Annotated in this window: 15 protein-coding genes and 1 pseudogene; 5 read left to right on the forward strand and 11 right to left on the reverse strand. The window is 73.3% G+C overall.

Annotation, left to right across the window (positions count from 1 at the left end; all coding sequences use genetic code 11):
* The first annotated feature begins 118 nt into the window (after positions 1 to 118).
* The gene (hemG, locus tag OG788_RS01735) at positions 119 to 1,597 is read left to right on the forward strand and encodes a protoporphyrinogen oxidase (RefSeq protein ID WP_406368654.1); all 1,479 of its coding nucleotides are present in this window, start codon (positions 119 to 121) and stop codon (positions 1,595 to 1,597) included.
* A 160-nt stretch (positions 1,598 to 1,757) separates the two neighbouring features.
* On the opposite strand, the gene OG788_RS01740 is transcribed toward hemG, so the two are convergent.
* From OG788_RS01740 to OG788_RS01780, 9 genes and pseudogenes are all read right to left on the reverse strand, one after another.
* Positions 1,758 to 3,509 (reverse strand): FAD-dependent monooxygenase, encoded by a 1,752-nt coding sequence (locus OG788_RS01740; RefSeq protein WP_406368656.1) that lies wholly within the window; start codon positions 3,507 to 3,509, stop codon positions 1,758 to 1,760.
* A gap of 194 nt (positions 3,510 to 3,703) precedes the next feature.
* Entirely contained in the window at positions 3,704 to 4,162 is a 459-nt protein-coding gene (locus OG788_RS01745) for a pyridoxamine 5'-phosphate oxidase family protein (protein ID WP_351544455.1), read from the reverse strand.
* Between the two features lie 105 nt (positions 4,163 to 4,267).
* Positions 4,268 to 5,665: pseudogene (locus OG788_RS01750) on the reverse strand (GntG family PLP-dependent aldolase); the annotation flags it as partial.
* Between the two features lie 5 nt (positions 5,666 to 5,670).
* The gene (locus tag OG788_RS01755; protein ID WP_406368658.1) at positions 5,671 to 7,158 is read right to left on the reverse strand and encodes an aldehyde dehydrogenase family protein; all 1,488 of its coding nucleotides are present in this window, start codon (positions 7,156 to 7,158) and stop codon (positions 5,671 to 5,673) included.
* Positions 7,155 to 8,252, reverse strand: a complete 1,098-nt coding sequence (locus OG788_RS01760) for a hypothetical protein (RefSeq protein ID WP_406368660.1) — start codon at positions 8,250 to 8,252, stop codon at positions 7,155 to 7,157. The genes OG788_RS01755 and OG788_RS01760 overlap by 4 nt, the downstream gene beginning before the upstream one ends.
* Positions 8,194 to 10,035, reverse strand: a complete 1,842-nt coding sequence (locus OG788_RS01765) for an asparagine synthetase B family protein (RefSeq protein ID WP_406368662.1) — start codon at positions 10,033 to 10,035, stop codon at positions 8,194 to 8,196. The genes OG788_RS01760 and OG788_RS01765 overlap by 59 nt, the downstream gene beginning before the upstream one ends.
* The gene (locus OG788_RS01770) at positions 10,023 to 11,036 is read right to left on the reverse strand and encodes an alpha/beta hydrolase (RefSeq protein WP_406368663.1); all 1,014 of its coding nucleotides are present in this window, start codon (positions 11,034 to 11,036) and stop codon (positions 10,023 to 10,025) included. Before OG788_RS01770 ends, OG788_RS01765 begins: the two co-directional genes overlap by 13 nt.
* A complete protein-coding gene (locus OG788_RS01775) occupies positions 11,033 to 12,439 on the reverse strand; it encodes an MBL fold metallo-hydrolase (RefSeq protein WP_406368665.1) in 1,407 nt (468 codons plus the stop codon). Before OG788_RS01775 ends, OG788_RS01770 begins: the two co-directional genes overlap by 4 nt.
* Positions 12,439 to 13,806, reverse strand: coding sequence for a formylglycine-generating enzyme family protein (locus tag OG788_RS01780; RefSeq protein WP_406368667.1), 1,368 nt, complete (start codon positions 13,804 to 13,806; stop codon positions 12,439 to 12,441). The genes OG788_RS01775 and OG788_RS01780 overlap by 1 nt, the downstream gene beginning before the upstream one ends.
* 316 nt (positions 13,807 to 14,122) lie before the next feature.
* Here OG788_RS01780 and OG788_RS01785 point away from each other — a divergent pair, with 316 nt between their 5' ends.
* Positions 14,123 to 14,917: a phytanoyl-CoA dioxygenase family protein gene (locus OG788_RS01785; protein ID WP_406368669.1), complete on the forward strand. Its 795-nt coding sequence runs from the start codon at positions 14,123 to 14,125 to the stop codon at positions 14,915 to 14,917.
* Positions 14,918 to 14,996: 79 nt separating this feature from the next.
* Here OG788_RS01785 and OG788_RS01790 read toward each other — a convergent pair whose 3' ends face one another.
* Positions 14,997 to 16,274, reverse strand: coding sequence for an ATP-grasp domain-containing protein (locus tag OG788_RS01790; protein WP_406368670.1), 1,278 nt, complete (start codon positions 16,272 to 16,274; stop codon positions 14,997 to 14,999).
* Positions 16,275 to 16,353: 79 nt separating this feature from the next.
* Between OG788_RS01790 and OG788_RS01795 the strand changes: the two genes are divergently transcribed.
* Positions 16,354 to 17,604 carry an MFS transporter gene (locus OG788_RS01795; protein ID WP_406368672.1) on the forward strand — a complete coding sequence of 417 codons (1,251 nt, stop codon included), beginning with the start codon at positions 16,354 to 16,356 and terminating at the stop codon, positions 17,602 to 17,604.
* A 76-nt stretch (positions 17,605 to 17,680) separates the two neighbouring features.
* The gene (locus OG788_RS01800) at positions 17,681 to 19,105 is read left to right on the forward strand and encodes a nucleotide disphospho-sugar-binding domain-containing protein (RefSeq protein ID WP_406368674.1); all 1,425 of its coding nucleotides are present in this window, start codon (positions 17,681 to 17,683) and stop codon (positions 19,103 to 19,105) included.
* Positions 19,106 to 19,180: 75 nt separating this feature from the next.
* Here the strand turns inward: OG788_RS01800 and OG788_RS01805 are convergent, their stop codons facing one another.
* Positions 19,181 to 20,731, reverse strand: a complete 1,551-nt coding sequence (locus OG788_RS01805) for an alpha/beta fold hydrolase (protein WP_406368675.1) — start codon at positions 20,729 to 20,731, stop codon at positions 19,181 to 19,183.
* A gap of 166 nt (positions 20,732 to 20,897) precedes the next feature.
* Between OG788_RS01805 and OG788_RS01810 the strand changes: the two genes are divergently transcribed.
* Positions 20,898 to 21,251, forward strand: a complete 354-nt coding sequence (locus OG788_RS01810) for a VOC family protein (protein WP_351543883.1) — start codon at positions 20,898 to 20,900, stop codon at positions 21,249 to 21,251.
* The last annotated feature ends 178 nt before the right edge of the window (positions 21,252 to 21,429 follow it).

The raw sequence follows: 21,429 nt of genomic DNA on the forward strand, positions 1-21,429 counted from the left end.
CCTAGGAGCTCTCGACCGGGGGTCCAAGGCCCCCGGCCAGACTGCCAAGACCTGCCCCGACGCCGGGCGCCGGCGCCGGGACGGCCTCTACGACACTAACCATGAAGGATCTGGTGGAATGGCTGGCACCGAACGGGATCAGGCGAGTGGAAAGCCCCATGTGGTCATCATCGGGGGTGGTATCGCGGGACTGGCGGCGGCGTTCTATCTGCGCAACGAGCCGGTCCGGATGACGGTCCTGGAGGGATCGTCACGGATCGGCGGGAAGCTGTCGGTCTCCGAGGTGGCGGGGGTCGCGGTCGACGAGGGCGCCGAATCGCTGTACGCCAACCGACGCAAGACCACCGGGCTGGTCAAGGAGACCGGGCTCGGCGAGCGGATCATGTCGGCGGGCGTCACCGCGTCGGCGATCTGGACCAGGGGCGGCATCCGGCAGCAGCCGGACCGTCAGTTCATGGGCGTGCCCTGCGACATGGACGGCCTCGCCCGTTCCGGGGTACTGTCCGCGGCGGGACTCGACCGGGCCCGCCAGGACCTGGTGCTCGCGCCGTCCGAGCGGGACGGCGACGTCTCGGTCGCGGCCCATGTCGCGGGACGGCTCGGCCAGGAGGTCGTGGACCGTCTCGTCGACCCGTTCCTCGCCGGGGTGTTCTCCGGCCGCGCCGAGGACCTGTCCTTCGAGGCCACGCTGACCCCGCTGGCCAAGGCCTCCCGCGCGCACGTCTCGCTCGCGGACGCGGCGGGCTCGCTGACGCCGCAGCTCGCGCCGGGCGAGAAGCCGCCGCCGGTGAGCGTGGCGACCCTGGACGGCGGGTTCGGTTCGCTGCCCCCCGCGCTCGTGCGGGAGGTGCTGGCCGCCGCACCCGACGCGTCCGTGCGCACCGGAGCCGGTGTCCGCGAGCTCACCCGTACCGCGGACGGCTGGCGGCTGACGGTGGGCACGGGCGGCGCGAGGGAACACATCGACGCGGACGCCGTCGTCGTCGCCGTCCCGGCCGGCCCGGCGAGCAGCCTGCTCTCCGGGGTCTCCGGGATGGCCCCGGCCGTCTCGGAACTGGCCGAAGTCCCCTACGCGAGCGTCGCGATGGTCACGCTCGCCTACCCGCGCGCGGCGTTCCCCGGCGGGCTCTCGGGCCGCGGATACGCCGCCTACCGGGTGCCCGCGGTGGAGAAGAAGGCCGTCAAGGAGGTCACGTTCACCACCGTGAAGTGGCCGCACCTGGCGGGCGAGGTGGAGATCGTGCGCTGCTCGCTCGGGCGTTTCGGCGAGGAGCACCTGCTGCTGCGCGACGACGCCGATCTCGTCGCGCTGGCGACGGCCGAACTCGCCGAGGCCACCGGGGTGAGCGGTGTCCCGGTGGCGAGCCGGGTGAGCCGCTGGCCCGACGCCCTGCCGCAGTACACCGTCGGTCACCTGGAGCGGGTGCGGCGCATCCGTGAGGCGGTGGCGGCCCAGCCCGGACTCGCGGTGTGCGGGGCGCTGTACGAGGGGGTGGGCGCCGGGGTGTGCATGGCCACCGCGCGCAAGGCCGCCGACCAGGTCCTGGCCTGGCTGAAGTCGGACGCGGCCGCCCGGTCCGTCGCGGCCGGAGTCTGAGGAAGCCGGTCCGCAGCGCACGTCCGCCCGCAGCGGGGTGTGCCGGGGGACGCGAGAAGGGGGCCGTGCCCGGTGATCGGGCACGGCCCCCTTCTTCTTTTCGTGTTCCCCGGCGCGTTGTTCCTGGCGTGTCCGTTCCTGGCGCGCTTTCCTGGCGCGTTCAGCGGTCCAGGAGGGCGGCGAAGACCTCGGTGAGGATCTGCTCGGGGTCCTCGCCGGTGCCCGTGGCACGCCAGGCGACGTGCTGGTCGGGGCGTACCAGGAGCGCGCCGGCGTCGGTGATCTGCCGGACGGCCTCCCATCCGCCGTCCACGTCGGCGAACTCGGCGCCGGTGCCGATGCGAACCGTGCTGATGGGGACGGAGAACTTCTGCGCCGCCTTCTCGGCCGCCTCGCACCACGGTGTGCCCTGCGGGCCGGTGATCAGGGTGAAGGCGGTCGGGGTGGTGAGGTCGAGGGTGGACAGGCGTTCGCCGTCCCGGGTGATCCAGGCGTGCGGCAGCCGGTGTCCGGGGCGGGACGTGGGCCGGTGCTCGTCGCGCATGGGCACGCGCGCCGGCGGCTCGCTGCCGTCGGGGACGATCGCGCCCTGTTCGTAGGCGAAGCCGACCTCCATGTCGAGCGACTGGCATCCGCCGCGGTGGGTGTGGAACATCTCCAGGGCGCGGGTGCGCACGGTGTCGCCGAGCGGGGACGGGTCGAAGTAGGCCGCCAGCCGCTGTCCGCGGCGCCCGGCGGGGACGTTGTGGCCCAGCCCGATGGCGTCCATGAGGGCCTGGTGGTGGACGGCGGCGGAGGTCGCCCAGTCGACGTTCTCCCGGCCCACGGGCCGGCGTTCGGCCTCGTAGGTGTCGATCAGGCTGTCGGGGGCGCGGCCGCTGAGCACCGCGGCGAGCTTCCACGCGAGGTTGTGGACGTCCTGGATGCCGGTGTTGAGGCCGAGTCCGACGGCGGGCGGCTGGCGGTGCGCGGCGTCACCGGCGATCAGTACCCGGCCGACCCGGTAGCGGTCGGCGAGGTGCGCGTGCACGATCCAGTCCGTGACCTTGTGCACGGTCACCTCCAGGTCCGGCAGGCCCAGGAGTTCACGGATGCGGGGTATGACCGTCTCGGTGTCCCAGCGGCCGGGCGGGCCGGGGGCGAAGTGCAGGCCCCACTGCTCGCAGGCCTTGCCCCAGCTCGGTCCCATCTCGATGAGGTTGCTGGACAGGTCGGGGTCCTCGGGGCTGAGGAAGTGCGTGATGAGCGTGCCTTCCTCCCACCACGGGGACAGATCTGCGGAGAAGTACGCGGTGGTGGTGTTGACCAGGGAGGGCGGTCCCTCCATGCGGATGCCGACCGCGGGTCCGACCATGCGGCCGCCGTCGGCGCCGATGAGGTACTGCGCCTTGACGGTGGTGGTCTCACCGGTCTCGGTGTCGCGGATCTCGGCCAGGACGTGGTCGCCCTCGTCGGAGAAGGCGGTCACCTCGTGGTGGAACAGGACGCGGCCGGGGCCGCGCTGTTCCGCGTGGCGGCGCAGGATCGGCTCCAGCCACATCTGCGGCAGCTTGGCGGGCAGGACGGGCCCGACCTTCGCGTAGCTCTCGCGCAGTGTGCCGCCGCCGAAGGCATCCATCTCATGGATCAGGCGGCGGTCCATCGGCCCGTCGCCCGCGAGCGTGGTCTGCCAGCGCACCTTGCCGAACAGTTCCAGCGGCGCCGCCTCGGCGAACACGTCGTCGGCGATGCCGTGCCGGCGGAAGATCTCCATCGTGCGCTGGTTGAGATAGTGCGCCTTCGGAATCCTCGATGTGTCCGGGTGCCGTTCCACCAGCAGATGATCGACGCCCTGGTCGGACAGGAACACGGAGGCGGACAGGCCGCATCCGCCGCCGCCGACGATCAGGACCGGAACCTCGATGGCTCCCATATTCGCCCCTCCAGAATTGACAGATGCCTTGCCTGTCGCAGCCTGTCAAAGCGCTCTTCAGCGCCGGTCAAGAACGACTGGACCTCGCGCCGCCGGCCGCTCGCACGGCAGACCGGCCGACGGCCACGACAACGACAACGGCGGCAGTGGCAGTGGCAGTGGCGGCGGCGGCGAGGGGCCGGGTTCCCGGGTGGTCAGTCGAGCCAGGCGCCGTCGCGCATGAGGGTGCGTCCCGCCAGCTCGTTCGCCTCCCGCCAGGCCTGGACGCGGCGCGGCCGGATCCGGAAGTACTGGTAGGGCGCGTCGGTCTCCTTGCGCGGGTCGAAGCCGGTCTTGGCCGCGAACGCCTCGCACGTCTTGTCGCCGAGGTCGGCGCTGTCCACCGGCTCCGCGACGCCGTCGACGATCACGACGTCGCGGGTCGGGCCGACACCCAGGCGCACCTGGGCGTCGGCCAGCAGGTTGCGGCCGGTGACCGAGGTCCGCGGTGTCGAGACGAGGAACGCGGTCCCGTCCCAGAGGTAGGAGAGCGGGACGAGGTGGACGCCGCCGGAGGCGCCCGCTGTCGCGACCCACAGGTCGACGTCGTTCTCCAGCCTCGCGCGGGTGTCGCGCAGCCGCTCCTGCGGTCCACGCGGTGGCACGTCCGTCATGTCTTCCTCCAGGGTGTCAGGAAGAGCTCCCCGTACGGGAGTTCTCCGTCGGTCGCCGGCCGGCCCCGGCGCCGTGGCGGCCACGGCCGCCACGGCGCCGACGGCCTCGCGCACACCGATCATGTCGTGTGCGCGGTGCGTCACGAAGCGCACATGATGGTTGGGCAGCGGCAGGACGCGCACGCCGTGGCCGGCCAGGCGCGCGGCGCACTCCTGCGCGCTCAGCCCGGCCAGGCGCGCCATGACCATGTTGGTGGGCCGGGGCGGGCGCATGACCGTGACGCCGGGCAGGGCGGCGAGGCCGTCGGCGAGCGCGGCGGCCCTGCGGTGGTCGGCGGCCAGGTCGGGCAGGCGGCGAAGCGCGATCAGCGCGGGCGCGGCGGCCACGCCCGCCTGGTGCAGGGAGCCGCCCAGCCATCCCCTCAGCTCGCGGGCGTAGGCGATGTACGCGGACGTCCCGCACAGCAGAGCGCCGACCGGCGCGCCGAGCCCTTTGGAGAGGGAGAAGGCGATGCTGTCCGCGGGTCCGGCGAGCTGGGCGGGCGGGACGTCCAGGGCCACGGCCGCGTTGGCGAGGCGGGCCCCGTCGAGGTGGAAGTGCGCGCCGTGGCGGTGGGCCGACGCGGCCACCGAGCGCATCGCCGCGGCGTCCAGGGCGTTGCCCGCGTGCATCATGCTCGTGTTCTCCACACAGACCACGGTCGGCCGGTCCGCCGGGGCGGACAGCAGCGCGGCCAGGGCGTCGAGATCGGGCAGGCCGTCGGGGCGCTGGTCCACCGGCGTCACCTCGATGCCGCCGAAGCGGCGCAGCCCCGGTGACTCGAGGAACGCCATGTGGGTGCCGGCGCCGGCGATCAGACGCGGCGGCGGAGATCCGGGGCCGAACGCGGCGAGCGGGGCGAGCAGGTTCGCCATCGTGCCGGTCGGGAGGAACAAGGCGGCCTCGGTGCCCAGCAGTTCGGCCGTACGCCGTTCGAGCAGGGCGACGGTGGGGTCGTCGCCGTACACGTCGTCACCGACCTGGGCTCGGGCCATCGCCGCGCGCATCCGCGCGTCCGGCACGGTACGGGTGTCACTGCGGAAGTCGAGCCGCGCACAGGCGGGTTGGGCGGAGGCGGGCTGCGGGGTGGCGGAGGGCCGGGCCAAGGGCCGCGCGGATGTGGGGTGTTGGGCGAGGTACGGGGTGGCGGCGGGCCGCGGGATCGAGGGCCGCAGGGTCGAGGAGCGCGGGGCGGCGGGCCGCCGGCTCGGGGTCTGTGCGGCAGGCGGCTGCGGGGCGGAGGTCTGCGCGGTCGGGGTCTGCGCGGCAGGCGGCTGCAGGGCGGAGGTCTGCGCGGTCGGGGTCTGCGCGGCAGGCGGCTGCAGGGCGGAGGTCTGCGCGGTCGGGGTCTGTGCGGCAGGCGGCTGCGCGGTGGAGGTCTGCGCGGTCGGGTGCGGTGGGGTGACGGAGGGCCCGGTCAAGGGCCTTGCCGTCGGGGGGTGTTGGGCGGGGGGTGGGGGCATCGTGGCTACCGCCCGGTCCGGTGGGCCACCCAGACGGCGCGGGGCCGGGTGTAGCCCTCCACGGCGTGGATGCCCAGTTCGCGGCCGTACCCGGACTGGCCCATGCCCGAGACGCTGACCGTCTCCTGGGTGTCGCCCCAGGTGTTGACCCATACCATGCCGGCGCGCAGGGCGCGGGTGAACCGTTCGGCGCGGTCGGTGTCGGAGGTCCAGACCGACGCCGACAGGCCGTAGGCGGTGTCGTGGGCGAGGTCCAGGGCCTGGGCGTCGGTGTCGAACGCGGCGACGGACAGCACCGGGGCGAAGAGCTCCTCGCGCCAGGCGCGGGTGTCGAAGGGGGCGCCGTCCACGATGACCGGGTGGACGTAGAACCCGCCGTCGAGGTCGCTTCGGACCTCGCGGCGGCCGGGCGGGAGGATCACCCGCGCGCCGCGTTCCGCCGCCTCCTTCACCGCCCGGTCCGCGCGGTCGGCGGCCGCCCGGCTGATCAGCGGGCCGAGATCGGTGCGGGGGTCCTCGGGCCGGCCGACGCACAGGGCGCCGGCGAGTTCGGCGACGCGGGCGACGAACTCCTCGTGCACGGCCCGGTCCACGATCAGGCGGGTCCCGGCCACGCACATCTGGCCGGTGTTGCCGGTGAAGCCGGCGACGACCGCCCGCGCGGCCGCGTCCAGGTCGGCGTCGCGGAAGACCACGACGGGGCTCTTGCCGCCCAGTTCCAGCGAGACGGGCTTGAGGCCGTCCGCGCAGCGCCGGGCGACCTCGCGGCCCGCCGCCGTCGAACCGGTGAAGGAGACCATGGCGACGTCAGCGTGCTCGCACAGCAGCCGGCCGGTCCGGGCCCCGCCGTGGACGGCGGTGAGCACACCGGGGGGAAGCACGTGGGCGGCGTTGTCGGCCAGGCGGCGCACGGACAGCGGTGTCTCGGGTGCCGGTTTGACGACGACCGTGTTGCCGTACGCGAGCGCCGCGGCGATCTTCCAGACGGCCAGCAGGAGCGGGTAGTTGTTCGGGCAGATCGCCGCGCACACCCCCACCGGGACCCGGTCGGTGTAGGTGCGCATGCCGGGGCCGGCCGGGTGGGTCTCCCCCACCGGGTAGCGGGCGGCGGCGGCGAACCAGTCGACGACGTCGGCGGCGAAGTCCACCTCGGCGGCGGCACGGGCGGTGGGCTTGCCCGCGTTGCCGCGTTCCAGCGCCGCGAGGTGGTCGCGGTCCTCGCGCAGCAGGCCGCCGAGTTCGCGCAGCAGTTGGGAGCGGCGGGCGGCGGAGGTGTCGGCCCACACGGTGCGGAACGCGGTGTCGGCGCGGGCCACGGCGTCGGCGACGCCGGGCCCGTCGGTGTCGGGCACATGGGTGAGGACGCGGCCGGTGGCGGGGTCCAGGACGGGCCGTCGCGCCGTCCCGCCGGCATCCGGCAGGCCGGTGACCGCGGGACCGGTGGCGACGGGGCCGGTGGTGGCGGGGCCGAGGGTGCGTTCCGTGGTGGTCACCCCAGCACCTCCGCGTTGCCGGCCAGGCGCAGTCCGGTGTCGATGGCGGTGAGCAGGGTGAAGAACGTGTCGCGTCCCAGGCCGGTGCCGGCGCTGGACAGGAGTCTGAGGTCGTAGCCGTCGGGGTGCTGCCACCAGGCGTCGCAGGCTCCGAACTCAGCGCTGAGGTAGCCGAGATGGACCGGGCGGCCGCCGAGGTCGCGGGTCTCGGCGGTGGCGGGGTGCTTGTCCCTTTGCGGCGGGAACCGAAGGCGTCCGCCGCCGGTGCGCTGGGCGGTCAGGCGCAGTTCGCCGCCGGCCGGGGTGGCGTAGACGACGTCGAGTTCGCGGACGGTGGTGCCGTCGCCGTAGGTGGCGGCGCTGTCGGCGTGGAAGGGGCCGGCGGTGAGCGGGATTCCCTGTTTGCCGAGGAAGGCGGTGAGGTCGGCCGAGGGGGTCCAGTGGCCCTCGTGGGTGCGGCCGCGGCGCTGGAAGGCGAAGACGCCGGTGGGCACGGCGACCGTGTCGGCCCGGTGGCGGGCCCAGTAGCTGAGTTCGGAGAACGGGGTGGCCAGGATCCGGGGCAGCGCCTCGGGTACGGCCGGGCGCAGGGCGGCGTACAGGGCGATGATCTCCTCGTCGGTGAACTCGCCTTCGAGTACGGAGAGTTCGACGGTGGTACGGGCCATGCGGGCGCTGCCGGCCCGGTGGCCGAGGTAGTCGGTGCCGAGCCAGACCACGCGGTCCTCGCCGATCTCGTGGGGGCGGGTCTCGCTGCCCCACAGGCAGGGGTGGTCGGCGGCGGGGAAGGCCCAGTCGTAGAGGAACTGTTTGAGGCGCAGCCTGCGTCCGCCGCCGGAGATCTCGGTGCGGTAGCCCGAGGGGTTGGCGTCGCTCCAGGGGGTGCGGCCGGCGGCGTCGACGCGGCCGGGGGGTGCCTCGCGGCGCAGGGTGCCGGTGCGGGTGTCGCAGCCCCGGGGCAGTTCGGCGGGCTGCCAGAGCACGAAGGTGCACCAGGGCTGGGCGCTGGTCTCGTCCAGCACCGGGGGGACGGGGTCAAGGTCGGCCGCGTGGTGCAGGGCCTGCGGGCGCCATCGGGGGACGGAGTGGCTCACCGTGACTCCTCGGGTGGGTTGTGAGCTCGTTGAGGTGGTCGGTCCAGGCGGAGGCCGATGCCAGGAACATCCATTCGCCGACGCCGAGTTCGGCGCGCAGGGCGGCGGGGGGTGCGGGCAGGCCGAAGGGGGTGCCGAGGCCGTCGGCGAGTTCGGTCAGGCGTCGGGTGTATCCGGGGTCGGCGGGGCTGGGGAAGCCCTGTTTGCGGCGGGCGCGCACCGAGTCGGGCAGCAGGTCGGCGAGTGCTGCTTTGAGGAGGCCTTTGTGGGTGCCGGGCTGGTTGGTGTCCTTGAGGTGTTCGGGGCAGCGGAAGGCCAGTTCGGTCAGGGCGACGTCCTGGAAGACGGGCCGGTCCTCCAGGGTGAAGGTGGCCGAGGTGGCGTCGACCATGTCGTTGACGTAGACGAGGAAGCGGCGCATCAGGTGGTGCCGGCCGCGTTTGAGGGGGGAGGCGGTCTTCAGCGCCCGGTACTCGTCCAGGGTGCGTTCCCACACCCGGTCGGTCACCGTGGTCATGTCGACGTCGAGTTCGTGGGCCATCCAGCTGATGAGGCGGGCCCAGACGGGCCGTTCGTCGGCGTGCAGGCAGTGGGTGAGGTAGTGGCGTCCGTGGATGTAGGTGGGGGCGTAGGGGTCGACGACGGGGAAGTAGCGGCCGTCCTGGTATCCCCAGAGTTCGTCGGCTCCGTGTCCGGAGTAGACGACGGTGTTCTTGTCGTCGGCGATGGTGCGGTAGAGGTGGTGCATCGCCAGTTCGGCGCCGTGCAGCAGGGGCCGCATCAGCCGGGTGGGCAGGACGGGCACCAGGGCGGCGGCGCTGTCGCGGTCCAGGTCGCAGACGGTCAGCGGGATGCCGAGACGGGCGGCGACCTCGGTGGCGTAGGAGACGTCGTCGCCGGAGCCGCCGATGCCGTCCTGGTAGCGCAGGACGTATCCGTCCAGGGGTACTCCGGTGCGGGTCAGGGCGGCGGCGATGGCGGTGCTGTCGACGCCGCCGCTGAGGACGGCGGCGCGCGGGACGTCGGACACGGACCGTTGGTGGACGGCCCGGTCGAAGGCGGCCCTGATCTCCTCGGGCTGGATCGGGTCGTCGACCGCGGCGGGTTTCCAGTAGCGGTGGGTGCTGGTGTGCGGGCGGTCCAGGAGGAGGTATTCGGCGGGCTGCAGGGAGCGGATGCCGCGCAGCCAGGTGTGGTCGTCGGCGGCGTCCATCCGGATCCAGGAGCGCAGGAGGAATTCCTCGGGGTCCACTTCGGGGCTCACCAGGCCGGTGCGCAGCAGGACGCCCTGTTCGGAGGCGAACAGCAGGGCGCCTTCGGTGACGGTGTAGAAGAGGGGTTTGACGCCGAAGTGGTCGCGGGCCAGGACGACGCGGCCGGTGGTGGTGTCGTGCCAGGCGAGGGCGAACATGCCGTCCAGCGGGCGCAGTGCGTTCCCGGGGTCGTCCTGGCGGCAGATCTGCTGGAGGACGAACTCGGTGTCGCAGGTGGTGCGGCGCTCCCACAGGGGTGGTGCGGGTGAACGGGAGCCGTAGACCTCGCCGTTGTGGACCAGCGTGATGCGGCCGGTGGGGTCGGTCATCGGCTGGTCGCCCGCCTCGGTGCGGTCGCGGACCGCCAGGCGGGTCGCGCACAGCATGACGGTGCCGCACGCGGAGACGTAGGGGGCGCAGGCGGCCTCGCCGCGGTGGGCCATGGCGTCGGTCATGGTCCGGCCGAGCGCGTCCAGCCACGCGGGGTCGCGCCGTCCGTCCAGGCTGATGAAGCCCGCTATGCCGCACACGTGTCGCTCTCCGGTTCCTGCCCGTGCCGCCAGGTCTGCCACAGGTGGGCGAGGGCGTCGGTGAAGACGTGCTCGATGCCGTGGTGTCCGCCCGTGTGCTCCTCGTAGACGTGGGGGACGTGGTGGGTGTCGAGGGCGGCGTGCAGGGCGCGGGCTCCCCAGTGCATGCCGTATTCGTCGCGTTCGCCGACGCCGAGGTGGAGCAGGCCCAGGGCGGTGAGCGGGGCGGTGTGGGCGGGCAGCATGCGGACGGGGTCGTGGGTGAGCCAGCGCTGCCACACCCGGTCGCGGAACACGCCGGTCACGGGGTCGCAGGGCAGGGCGTCCTGCGGGGTGGTGCCGGGCCGGTCGGCGTAGCACATGCCCATGGCGATGATGCTCATCGCGACCATGAAGGGTCCGTCGTGCGGGCCGCTGTCGCGGCGGGCCAGCAGGGCGTCGACGCCGCCGGCCGCCCGGATGGTGTCGAGGGTGGCGGGGAGCAGCGGCAGATAGCTGTGTTCGAAGCCGGCGTCGGGCGAGCAGGCGATGACCGCTCCGAACAGCGGGGAGGTCATGCCGGCGACGAGGGCGCCGTAGCCGCCGCTGGATTTGCCGCCGATGGCGCGCCAGGCGGGCTGGGCCCGGGTCGCGAAGCGGCGGTCCACTTCGGCGACGATCTCGGCGAGGTGGCCGGCGTAGCGGCCCGAGGCGGCGGAGTCGAGGTACTGCGAGCCGCCGTAGGCGGTGGTGCAGTCGGGCACGACGAGCAGGGCGGGCGGTACCCGGCCGTCGGTCATCGCCTGGTGCAGGCGGTCGGCGACGGATGTGCCGAAGGCCAGGGCCCGGTTGCCGAGGCCGGGGTGGGCGCCGAATCCCGGCAGCCAGTAGATGACCGGGTAGCGGCGCACGCCGTCGTATCCGGGCGGCAGGTGCACCTCGATGCGGCGGCGGTGGGGGTCGCCCAGCGGGTTGCCGCGCAGGCAGGCGCTGTCGTAGGTGATGACGGCGGGGGTGTTCACGGGGTGCTCGCCTCTCGCAGTCGGCGGTCCATGTGGCGTGTGTAGAAGGACGGGTGGTGGAAGACCGCGGAGAGCAGGACGCCGTCGCTGGCCCACAGGCCGAAGGAGCTGCCGAACAGCAGGTCGGCGTCGAGGAGGGCCTCGAGGGTGCTCGCCGCGATCTCGGTCCAGCCCTCGCCGCCGGCCAGGTGGGCGCGGGCCGGGCCTTCGCCGAGCCGGGTCACCCGGTCGGCGACCGGGTCGAGGAGGAAGGCGGTCTGGGTGCCGTGGTCCTCGTACAGGGAGATGACGTGGCGTCCGGCGCCGTCGTCCAGGGCCCGGTACCAGTAGTCGGTGGCCACCAGGCGGTCCAGGAGTTCGCGCAGCAGGTGTTCGCCGCTGCGGCTCTGGCGGCCGTGGCGGTCGGCGGCGGCGTCGAAGGGGGGCACCGGGGTGGCCGGGTCGAGGGTCACCTCGGCGTAGAGCCGGTCGAAGTCGTAGGCGGCGGGTGCGACGGGTCCGTCGGTCAGGGCGGCCTTGCCGTCGGCCGCCTCGATCACCTGGCCGGGTCCCCACAGCAGGCCGTCGCGGCCCAGTTCGTCGAGCCGGCGCAGGGCCTGGACGGGGGTGAAGGGGAACATGGTCGTGTTGCACCAGGAGTAGTCGCGTGCGCCGTCGCCGCTGACGCGCCAGCCGAAGGAGGAGGGCACGGTCACGGCGGCGGGGATCGCCTCGACGTAGCGGTCGAAGGTGGCGGCGGCGCGGGCGCGGACCGCGTCCGGGTCGGCCAGGGGGCGGCGTTCGGTCAGCACGCCGGGCGGCGAGACGCTGTGCGCGGGGACGAGGACGGCGTCCAGCCGGGGTGCGTCGTCGCGGCGGAAGGCGGCCACGGTCTGCTCGTGCAGGAGGGCGTCGCCGCACAGCATGACGGCCGCGTCGGCCGTCTGCACCAGCACGCTCATCTCGGGGAACGGCACGGCCGAGGGGAAGGTCCGCAGGGTCGCCGCGCCCAGGGTGAGCGTGTCGCCCGGTGTCACCGGGTGCAGGTGCTCGAAGCCCAGGCGGCGCAGGGTCCAGGCGATCGCCTGGTGTCCGAGCCCGGAGGCGGTCAGCCGCGGCGGCACGGGGCCGGCGGGGTAGATGCAGGTGACGGCGGAGCTCTGGCGGGGGCTGTCGTCGAAGTCGACGTCGGCGCCGTCGGCGAGCTGCCGCAGGGAGGGGAAATGGTGGTGGTCGAAGTGGTGGTGGCTGAGGACCACGTAGTCGACGCCGTCGTCGAGGACCTGGCGGACCAGGTCGTGGGGCAGCGGCGGGTGGTGTTCCCAGAAGCGGTCCAGGCGCTGGGTGAGCCAGGGGTCGAAGAGGATCCGCTCGCTGCCCGTCTCGACAAGGACCGCGGCGTGGCCGAGCGAGGTCAGGCGCATCAGGTGCTCGTCTCGTACACGCAGCGGAAGCCGACCTCGTTGTGCCGGTCGGTGATCAGGTCCTTGCCGCGGTAGAAGGTGGTCAGGCAGGTGGGCGGTGAGGTCCAGGTGCCGCCGCGCAGGACGTGGAAGGCGTCCTTGCGGTTCATGAAGTCCAGCGGGTGGCGTCCCTGGAAGAAGGGGTCCATGTCCTGGCCGGTGTAGAAGTTGGTGCGGGTCAGTTCCCACACGTTGCCGGACATCTGCAGGGCCCCGTAGGGGCTGGCGCCCTGCGGGAGGGCGTCGGCGGGCAGCACCGGGTGGTCGGGCCGCTCGCCCTGTTCGACGGTGACCAGCAGGGCTTCGAGGGAGTCGAGGTCGCTGACCTGCTCGCCGAAGGACCGCTCGACGTAGTTCACCCGTGCGGGGTCCCAGTCCTGGCCCCAGGGGTAGCGGCGGCCGTCGACGCCGCGGGCGGCCTTCTCCCACTGGATTTCGCTGGGCAGGGCGCCGCCGGCCCACTTCGCGAAGGCGTAGGCGTCGTACCAGTCCAGGCCCACGACCGGCAGGCCGGGCGCGTTGAAGCGGACGTCGTGGCCGTGCGCGGGGCGGTGGGAGCGCTCGAGGGGCTGGTCGGGGTGGTCGAACTCGCCGGAGTCGCCGACCTCTTCGAGGAAGACGCGGTAGCGGGCGTTGGTGACGGTGGTCCGGTCGATGAGGAAGGCGGGCACGTCGACGGCGCGCAGGGTGCTGTCGTCCTGTGCCATGCGGAAGGCGTCGGGTTTCTCGTCGGCGCCGATGATCGCCGGGCCGCCCGGCACCGCGATCACGTCGGTGTGGCGGCGGGGCCGGCTGCGCGCGGCCTCGATCCGGGTCCGCATGTCGGTGAAGTACTCGTCCTCCAGGCGGCGCAGTTCGGCGGGGTCGCGGGTGCCGAAGACGGCGATGAGGGCGCGTTTGGTCAGCGCCGCGCCGCAGCCGACGGGCTTGCGCGCCCAGTCGGGCCGGGTGAAGTTGCTGGGCCAGCCGGAGATGCGGATGAGGTCGGGGACGGCGGCGGCGATCCGGTACTGGGTGATGACCTTGAGGGCGGTGAAGGCGACCCAGTCGACCGTGTCGTGGGTCGCGGCGGCCACGGCGCTGCCGGCGGCGGGGTCGTCCGCGTGGTGGGCGGCCAGCAGCCGCACCGCGCCGGCGCGCACCGGCCACTCGGGGTGGGCGGCCACCAGGCTCGCCAGCAGCGGCACCCCGTCGGCGGTCGGTGCCTTCTGTCCGGCCAGGTCGACGACGCGTTCCACCGAGGCCCAGTAGCGGTCGTCGGTGGAGTCGTCGATCACCAGCAGGTCGGCGGGAAGGTCGATGACGTGGGAAACGCGATTGCCTACCATTTCTGCCTCTCTCGGGACGACGTGCCGCCCGTACGGAATTCCCGTACGGGCGGCGCGTACTTCGCTGTCAGAGGATTACCACTTGCTGGTCTCCTCGTCCGCGTCACGGGTCTCCATAAAGGTGCGGTCGCTCATATTCCACTCCTTTCGCACATAGCTTTCGATGCGGCCGAACGGCCTCATGGCCCGAGAGGATACGCAGAGCGCCGAAGGGGTGGCAACGAACCGTTTTCCGGCTCGTCTTGAACATGAACGCCCTGTGATACATACGGGTAAATTCGCGGGTGATCCGATGTCAAGAGAGGGAGGACGAGAAATGGTGGAGACCGATTCCGGGGGAATACGGGAGACCGGATTCGTGCGGCTTCCGGGGCTCGCGGCCGGTGACGCGCTGGTGCGGCTGCGGCGGGCGGTGGGCGCGCTGGAGGACCTCACCCGCGACCGCGCCGTCTCGGAGGGGGACTTCGTCCTGGAGGCGCCCGGCATCGGCGGCTGGGCGGCCTGGCAGCAGGGGGAGCGGGCGCTTGCGGGGGTGCTCCGGTCGGCGGACCGGATCCATGTGCACGTCCCCGAGTTCGAGGCCGTGCAGCGCTCGCTGGACCTGGCCGGCGGGGCGGTCGCCCGGGCCGCCGGCGCCCCGGGCACGCTGGTCAACTCCTTCCTGTGGGCCAAGCCGCCGGTGGTGGGCTCGGCCAAGCCCTGGCACCAGGACATGGCGTTCGCGCCGCCCGGCTTCGACGCCGGCGAGCACGGCATCGTGACGGTGTGGGTGGCGCTCGAGCCGGCCACCGTGCACAACGGCTGCCTGGAGTTCCTGCCCGGCTCGCATCTGCTGGGGCTGCTGCCGCACACCGGGGACAGCGAGCGCCTGCCGGGCGAGCCGCCGCTTCGGCGGGCGCGGGAGCCGCGGGTCGCCGACGAGCATCTGCCGCGCACGGCCGTGGTCGCGATGCCCCTGGAGCCGGGGTCGGCGGTCCTGTTCGACGGCCTGGTGCTGCACCGCTCGGCGCCCAACACGACGGCGTCGCAGCCGCGCACCGCGGTCAGTTTCGTCTACCGGGTGCCGCGGCCGGCGTGGTCGCGGCCGGCAGCGGCTCGCGCCGGGCGGTGATGTTCAACTGCTGCCGGGCGGCGGTCGAACGGCGCGACCGGCCCCCGGCCGCGCGGCCTGGGGCACGGCAGCCTGCGGGTCAGGGGCCGGCCGCGGGGTCGAGGACGTAGAAGCCGGTGCCGTCCAGGTGGCGGATCGTGTTCAGGTCGCGCTGCACGACCTCCTCGAGGTCGTGCAGCAGTGTCACGATGACCGGGTAGGTGAGGTCGTCGACCGTCAAGGCGATGTCCTGGCCCGGTTTGACCGGGGTCGCCAGGGCGTGGAAGCTCTCCAGCCGCTGGATCTCCTCGATGCCCCGGTACTGGCTGAGCACGCCCCTGACCGGCGAGACCATGCCGGCGATCGCGCAGTACCGGCGCAGGGTGTAGGTGTCCTGGGCGCGGGCGTGGAAGTCGTGGGGACGCAGGTACGCCTCGACGGTCCACTCCAGCTGCGAGGCGCCGATGCCCAGGCCGGCGGTGGCCGGGATGCCGCCGCCGGCGATCCGGGCGCCGACCTCCACCAGGCACGGCCCGGCGGGGGTCATCCTGATCTCCACGTGCGCGGGGCCGTGGCGGATGCCCAGGGCGTCCAGGACCTGGAAGGCGTAGTGGGTCAGCGGGGCCGCGGCCCGGTCGCCGGAGTCGGTCAGCGCGAGGGCGTCGCACAGGTCCAGGACGCCGTTGGCGCTGACGCGGCTGGTGCGCCAGATGTCGCAGACGTGGTGGCGGCCGTCGCGGCTGACGGTGTTGACCATGTACTCGGTGCCGGGGAGGTACTCCTGCGCCACGGCCCCGTCGTTGGCGCGGGAGAAGACGTCGTCGGTGCCGGCCAGGGAGCGGAACGCGGCGGCCGACTCCTCGGGTGTGTCGCAGAAGAAGACGCCCTGGCTGCCGGCGCTGCGCAGCGGTTTGACGACGACGCGTCCGCCCAGTTCGCGGTGCCAGGCGGCCAGTTCGCCGGCGTCGGTGGCGCGCAGCTGGCGGGCCGCGCGCAGCCCGGCGGCACGCACGGTCTCGACCATGACGTGTTTGTCGCGCCGTGCGGTGCTCAGGGCGGTTCCGTTGCCGGGCAGGCCGAGCCGTTCGGCGAGCAGGTCGGCGAGTTCCACCCCGGACTCGCCGCCCGAGACCACCGCGAGGGGCGTGAACGCGGCGAGGGCGGTGAGGGTGGCCGCCACGTCGCCGTCGTGGACGATGTCGGCGATGAAGTCGTCACGGACGTAGGGCGCCGAACGGTAGACGAGCGGAACGTCGCGTGTGCTTTGCACCCGGACGACCGAACATCCCTGTTTCCTGAATTCAAGAACGAGTGAACGGACGGCGGCATAGGCGTCGACCATCACAATGCACGGGCTGTTCCCGGTGGTTGCTGTCATATGTTCACGATAGGCAGCGGCCCTGGTCGCTGAAATGTGTTCAGCTCTGGCATCCTCCGGTTCCTGGAGGGGGGCTGTGATGACATCGACCTTGTTTCCGGCGGTGCGCCGTTCGCCGAATTTCACTCCCGTATTGCTGTTCGTCAACGCGTGCGGGAGTTTCCTGCTTCTGGTGAGCCTGTCCACGCGGGTGGGGTCGGCCACCGGGTCGGGGCTGCTGGCCGGGGCGGTGCTGAGCGCGCCGTGGCTGCCCGCGCTGCTGCTGGCGCATCCGCTCAACCGGCTGCTGCGCCGGCATCCCCCGGAGCACCTGGTGCGGGCGGCCGAGGCGGCCAGTCTGGTGCTGACGCTGGCCGCCCTCGCGGCGCCGGGCCGCGCGCTGGCGGCCGTGGCCACCGTCCTGGTCCTGGCCCGCGGGTTCTGCGAGGCGCTCACCCGCTCGGCGACCTCGGTCGCGCTGCGCGCCGCCGTCGACCCCGGGCGGCTGGAGCGCGCCAACACCCTCGCGGAGATCGGCAAGCTGACGGGGGTCAGTCTCGGCGCGGCGCTGGCGGGACCGGCCGCCTCGGTCCTGCCGCTGCGGGGCCTGGTCGCGGTGAACGCGGCGCTGCTGGCGCTGTCCGCGCTGCTCGCCTGGGCACTGCCGTCGCCCGCCGGGAACACCCGCGCGAACACCACCGCCGGCACGGACCGCACAGGCGGCACGGACGGCGAGGCTGCCGGGGGTGCCGGGGAGGATGCGGAGGGCGGGCGGCTGCGGGTCACCGATCCGGTGCTGCGCAGGCTGTTCGCCCGGTTCCTGCTGGTGGCGTTCTGGCAGGGGTTCCACACCGTGGCCGTCACCGTGATCCCGCTGCAGGTGCTGGGCGGCGGGACCCGGCTGGTGGGCGTCTTCGTCGCCGTCTCCTCGGTCGCCGTCTTCGCCGGGTCGCTGACCGCCCTGCCCGCCCAGCGCCACCTCGGGCACCTGCCCTCGGCCGCGTGGGCACTGGCACCGATGCCGTTCCTGGCCACCGCGGTGCTGGCCGGGCGCACCGCGCCGACGCTGGTGCTGTACGCGCTGTTCCTGGTCCTGTTCGAGGTCGCCTACGTCCACTTCAACAACCGGCTGCTGGCGGTGGCCACGACCGAGCAGCTGCCGGCGGTGGTGACGCTGCGGGCCACACTGCTGCCGCTGGGCGTGGTGGTGTCCATCCTGCTCACGGGAGCGCTGTGCGACCTGGCGGGACCCTTGCCGACGGCTCTGGCGGTCGCCGCCGTCTCCGTGCTGGTGACCGCCTCGACCAGCACCAGTGGGCAAACCTGGAGAAGCCCCGTACGGGATACGTGATCAGGATGGCAGGGGCGTCGACGCGTGCCGTCGACCGCGCCACCCCCCATTGCCCCTGACCCGAAGGAGATCCGCCGTGCGGGTTCTCATCGTGCCGTTCCCGTTCAAGACGCACCTGTTCAACCTGGTTCCGCTGGCGTGGTCGCTGCAGACGGCCGGGCACGAGGTGCGGGTGGCCGGATGGCCCGACCTCCTGGACGCCGTCGCCGGGGCCGGGCTGACGGGCCTGGGCGTGGGGCCCGGTGAGAGCCCCGAGCTGCGCAGACGGCGCGACGAGCGGCGCCAGGCGGCGGCCGCCGCCGCCCCGCCCGGCGCGCGGAAGTCCGCGCAGGACGGGCTCGGCCCGCTGTTCGAGCTGGGGCCCGACCGTGCGCGGCTGGACTGGGAGCAGGTCACCTCGGTGATGGAGGACCTGGTGCTGCCGCAGGCCCGGCGCTCCAACGACTCGATGATGGAGGAACTGGTCGCCTTCGCCCGCTCCTGGCGGCCCGATCTGGTGCTGTGGGGGGCGAAGGCGTTCGCGGGCGCGGTGGCCGCCGCCGCGGTCGGGGCGGCGCACGCCCGGGTGCTGTACTCCGTCGACGTCTACTCCCGCATGCGGGAGGACTTCCTGCACGCCCGGGCGCTGCGCCCGCCGCACGACCGCGCCGACCGGCTCGGCGAGTGGCTGGCGGGCTGGGCCGAGAAGTACGGCTGCGCGTTCTCCGAGGAGCTGGTGAGCGGGCAGTTCACCATCGACCCGCTGCCCGGGGCGTTCCGCCCCGACGAGCGGGCGACGACGCTGCCCATGCAGTGCGTCCCCTACAACGGGCCGGCCGTGGTGCCGCGGTGGATCGCCGAGCCGCCGCGGGCGCCGCGGGTCCTGATGACCTTCGGGGACGCGGTCAACGACGGTCCGGTGCGGCAGCTGCTGCCCGTGGAACGGATCCAGGAGATCCTCGACTCGGCGGCCGGCCTGGAGATGGAACTGATCCTGACCCTGCCGCGGGAGTCCCAGGCCCGGCTCGAGCGGGTGCCGGCCAACACCCGTCTGGTGGAGTCCGTGCCGCTGGCCGACGTCCTGCCGACCTGCGCGGCCATGGTGCATCACGGCGGCACCTGGTCGTTCGGCTGCGCCCTGCGCTACGGCGTGCCGCAGCTGCTGGTCAGCCGGGCGTTCGACGTCCCGCTCAAACTCCGCTGCCTGGAACGCTCGGGGGCGGGGCTGGCCATGAAGCCCGCCGAGGCGGACGGGCCGCGGGTGCGGGCCGCGCTGGAGCGGCTGCTCCACGACCAGTCGCTGCGGGCCAACGCCCGAAAGCTGAGCGAGGAGGTGCTGGCCATGCCCTCCCCCAACGAGATGACACAGACCCTGGAGGACCTGGTCGCCGCCCACCGGGCCGGCACGGCGCCCGCGGACGTGCTGCGGGCCAGGACGAGCGAGGTGCCCGCGCGGCTGCCGGCGTCCGGGGCGGTGCCCGCACAGGTGCCGGCGTCCGGGCCGGTGCCCGCCGTGCGCTGAGCCGCGACGGCGGGCAAAGGCGGAAGCGGCCCCGCACCCTTCAACGGTGCGGGGCCGCCGTCCGGTTCAGGCGGTTCAGGACGCCGGGACCGGGTCCGGGGAGGCCTGGCAGGTCGCGTCGATGCCCTTCTTGGAGGCGGGACGGGTGCCGTCGCGCAGGTAGTCGCCGACGAAGGTGTTCAGGCAGGCGTTGTTGTTCGCCGACAGGGCCGCGCCGACGTTGTGGCCGCCCTGCTCCAGCACGAGGCGGGAGTTGGGGAACAGCTTGTGCGTGCGCACCGCGCCGGTGGTGCCGTGCGCGGTGTCGAACTCCGGCTGCACCAGCAGGACGTTCACCGAGGGGTCACCGACCTGCTGCGGAGTCTGCGCCGGCACCGGCCAGAACGCGCACGGCGCGTTGTACCAGGCGTTGGTCCAGGTCAGGAAGTGGTTCCCGGCGGCGTACTGGCGGGAGTAATCCTTGTGCCAGCGGCTCCAGTTGCGCGGCTGGGAAGCGTCGGTGCACTGGACCGCGTTGGTCATCGCGTGCCGGTTCTGGTGCGGGAAGCCCGGGTCGGAGTAGGTGGCCCGCAGCGAGGCGGGGTCCTGGCGCACCACCCAGTCGGAGAGCACCTTCGCCCGGGAGAGCCAGGTCCAGCTGCGGTAGACGACCGGCTCGAAGACGTCGGCCCACTCGGACGGGCCGATCTTGCCGTCGAGGGGGGCGGCCCCGAGCGCGTCCTGGCCCCGGTAGTAGTTCGCCTCGACCGCGGCCGCGGTGGTGCCCAGGTGGTAGACCGCGTCGTACTTGGCGACCCAGGTGAAGAAGATCCGGGCGTTCGTCTCGGACGTCTCGTTCTTGGCGAGGTTGTTCTTGTACCACTTGCCGTTGGGCCGGGCCACGCTGTCCAGGATCATCCGCTTGACCCGGTGCGGGTACATCGAGGCGTAGACCGAGCCGAGGTAGGTGCCCCAGTCGGTGCCGAAGTAGGTGATCTTGTCCTGGCCGAGCGCGATCCGCATCCGGTCGAGGTCGCGGGCGGCGTCCTTGGTGGTGAGGTGGTTGAGCACGTCACCGTAGGTGTCGCCGCAGCTCTGGGCGTAGGCGCGGGCCCGGTCGGCCCATTCCTGCTCGGCGGCGGGCGTGGCGGGCACGGAGGCGGGCTGCGCGTGCCCGGGGTAGACGTAGTCGCTGTCGCAGACCACGGACGGTTCGCTGGCGCCGACGCCGCGCGGGTCGAAGCCGATCCAGTCGTAGGCGGCGCCGACGTCCTTGGCCAGCCCGGTGGTGCCCTGGGCGTACCGGGTGGGCAGGTCGCGGCCGATGCCGCCGGGCCACTGGCCGCGGTTGAGGACCACGGCGCCCTGGTACTGGCTGTCGGGGGCCGTGTGGACGGCCCGGGTCAGCGCCAGGCTGATCTGCCGGCCGCCGGGGTCGGCGTAGTCGAGCGGTACCTGGACCGTGCCGCAGTCCAGGCCCTTGAGCAGGCTGCCGAGGACCGGGTCGGTGTCGGGACACGGCGACCAGGCGATGGTCGAGGCGGCCGAAGCGGCCGGCTGGGCCGCGTCCTTGGCCGCCGCCGGGACGACGGCCGGCCCCAGCAGACCGGCCACGGCCACCGCTGTGAGCCATGCGAGCTTATTCACGTGATTTCCCCTCCTGAATTCAGCGCGCTCGCAGCCTGGCAAGGGCCTGTCCACTTCTGGTCAAGAGTGGCTGGAAACCCGCTGGAGTGATCGGGTACGGGGATGCATCACGGCCGCGGATCTTCCTAGCATGGGGGCACGAAATCCCAACCCCCCAGGAGTGGAAATGGCTGACTCGGCCATTCAGGGAATCAAGACCGTCCTGCATCCCGTGGCGGACGTGGCCGCGGCGAAGAAGGTGTACGCCGCCCTGCTCGGCATCGAGCCGCAGACCGACTCGGAGTTCTATGTCGGCTTCGACATCGCGGGCCAGCACATCGGGCTGGTGCCGGCCGGAGCGCAGGACATCACCTCGCCGGTCGCCTACTGGCACGTTCCCGACATCGAGGCGAAGCTGGCCGAGGTGACCGCGGCGGGGGCCACGGTCAAGAGCCCCGCCGCCGACGTCGGCGGCGGCCGGCTGGTGGCCACCGTCACCGACCTCGACGGCAACGTTCTGGGGCTGCTGCAGGACAGCTGACACCCCGGCACACGCTCAGGCAGTTCCGAAAGCCCCCTCGAGTCCGTTTCGAGGGGGCTTTTAGGCGGGCGTCCTAGCCTCGCCGGGCGGGACCGGGTCACAGGCGGTCCCCTCCCCCGGGACCGCCGGGCCGCGTCAGGCAGGAATCCGGCGGCCGAAGGGCGACCGGGAATCAGGC

The organism is Streptomyces sp. NBC_00647 (assembly GCF_045207245.1).
In the GTDB taxonomy this organism is placed as follows: domain Bacteria; phylum Actinomycetota; class Actinomycetes; order Streptomycetales; family Streptomycetaceae; genus Streptomyces.

Coding starts and splice junctions, on each gene's coding strand:
- OG788_RS01810 (WP_351543883.1), top strand. CDS start 20,898: ATGGCTGACTCGGCCATTCAGGGAATCAAGACCGTCCTGCATCCCGTG.
- OG788_RS01740 (WP_406368656.1), bottom strand. CDS start 3,509: ATGGGAGCCATCGAGGTTCCGGTCCTGATCGTCGGCGGCGGCGGATGC.
- OG788_RS01795 (WP_406368672.1), top strand. CDS start 16,354: ATGACATCGACCTTGTTTCCGGCGGTGCGCCGTTCGCCGAATTTCACT.
- OG788_RS01785 (WP_406368669.1), top strand. CDS start 14,123: ATGGTGGAGACCGATTCCGGGGGAATACGGGAGACCGGATTCGTGCGG.
- OG788_RS01780 (WP_406368667.1), bottom strand. CDS start 13,806: ATGGTAGGCAATCGCGTTTCCCACGTCATCGACCTTCCCGCCGACCTG.
- hemG (WP_406368654.1), top strand. CDS start 119: ATGGCTGGCACCGAACGGGATCAGGCGAGTGGAAAGCCCCATGTGGTC.
- OG788_RS01790 (WP_406368670.1), bottom strand. CDS start 16,274: ATGACAGCAACCACCGGGAACAGCCCGTGCATTGTGATGGTCGACGCC.
- OG788_RS01745 (WP_351544455.1), bottom strand. CDS start 4,162: ATGACGGACGTGCCACCGCGTGGACCGCAGGAGCGGCTGCGCGACACC.
- OG788_RS01775 (WP_406368665.1), bottom strand. CDS start 12,439: ATGCGCCTGACCTCGCTCGGCCACGCCGCGGTCCTTGTCGAGACGGGC.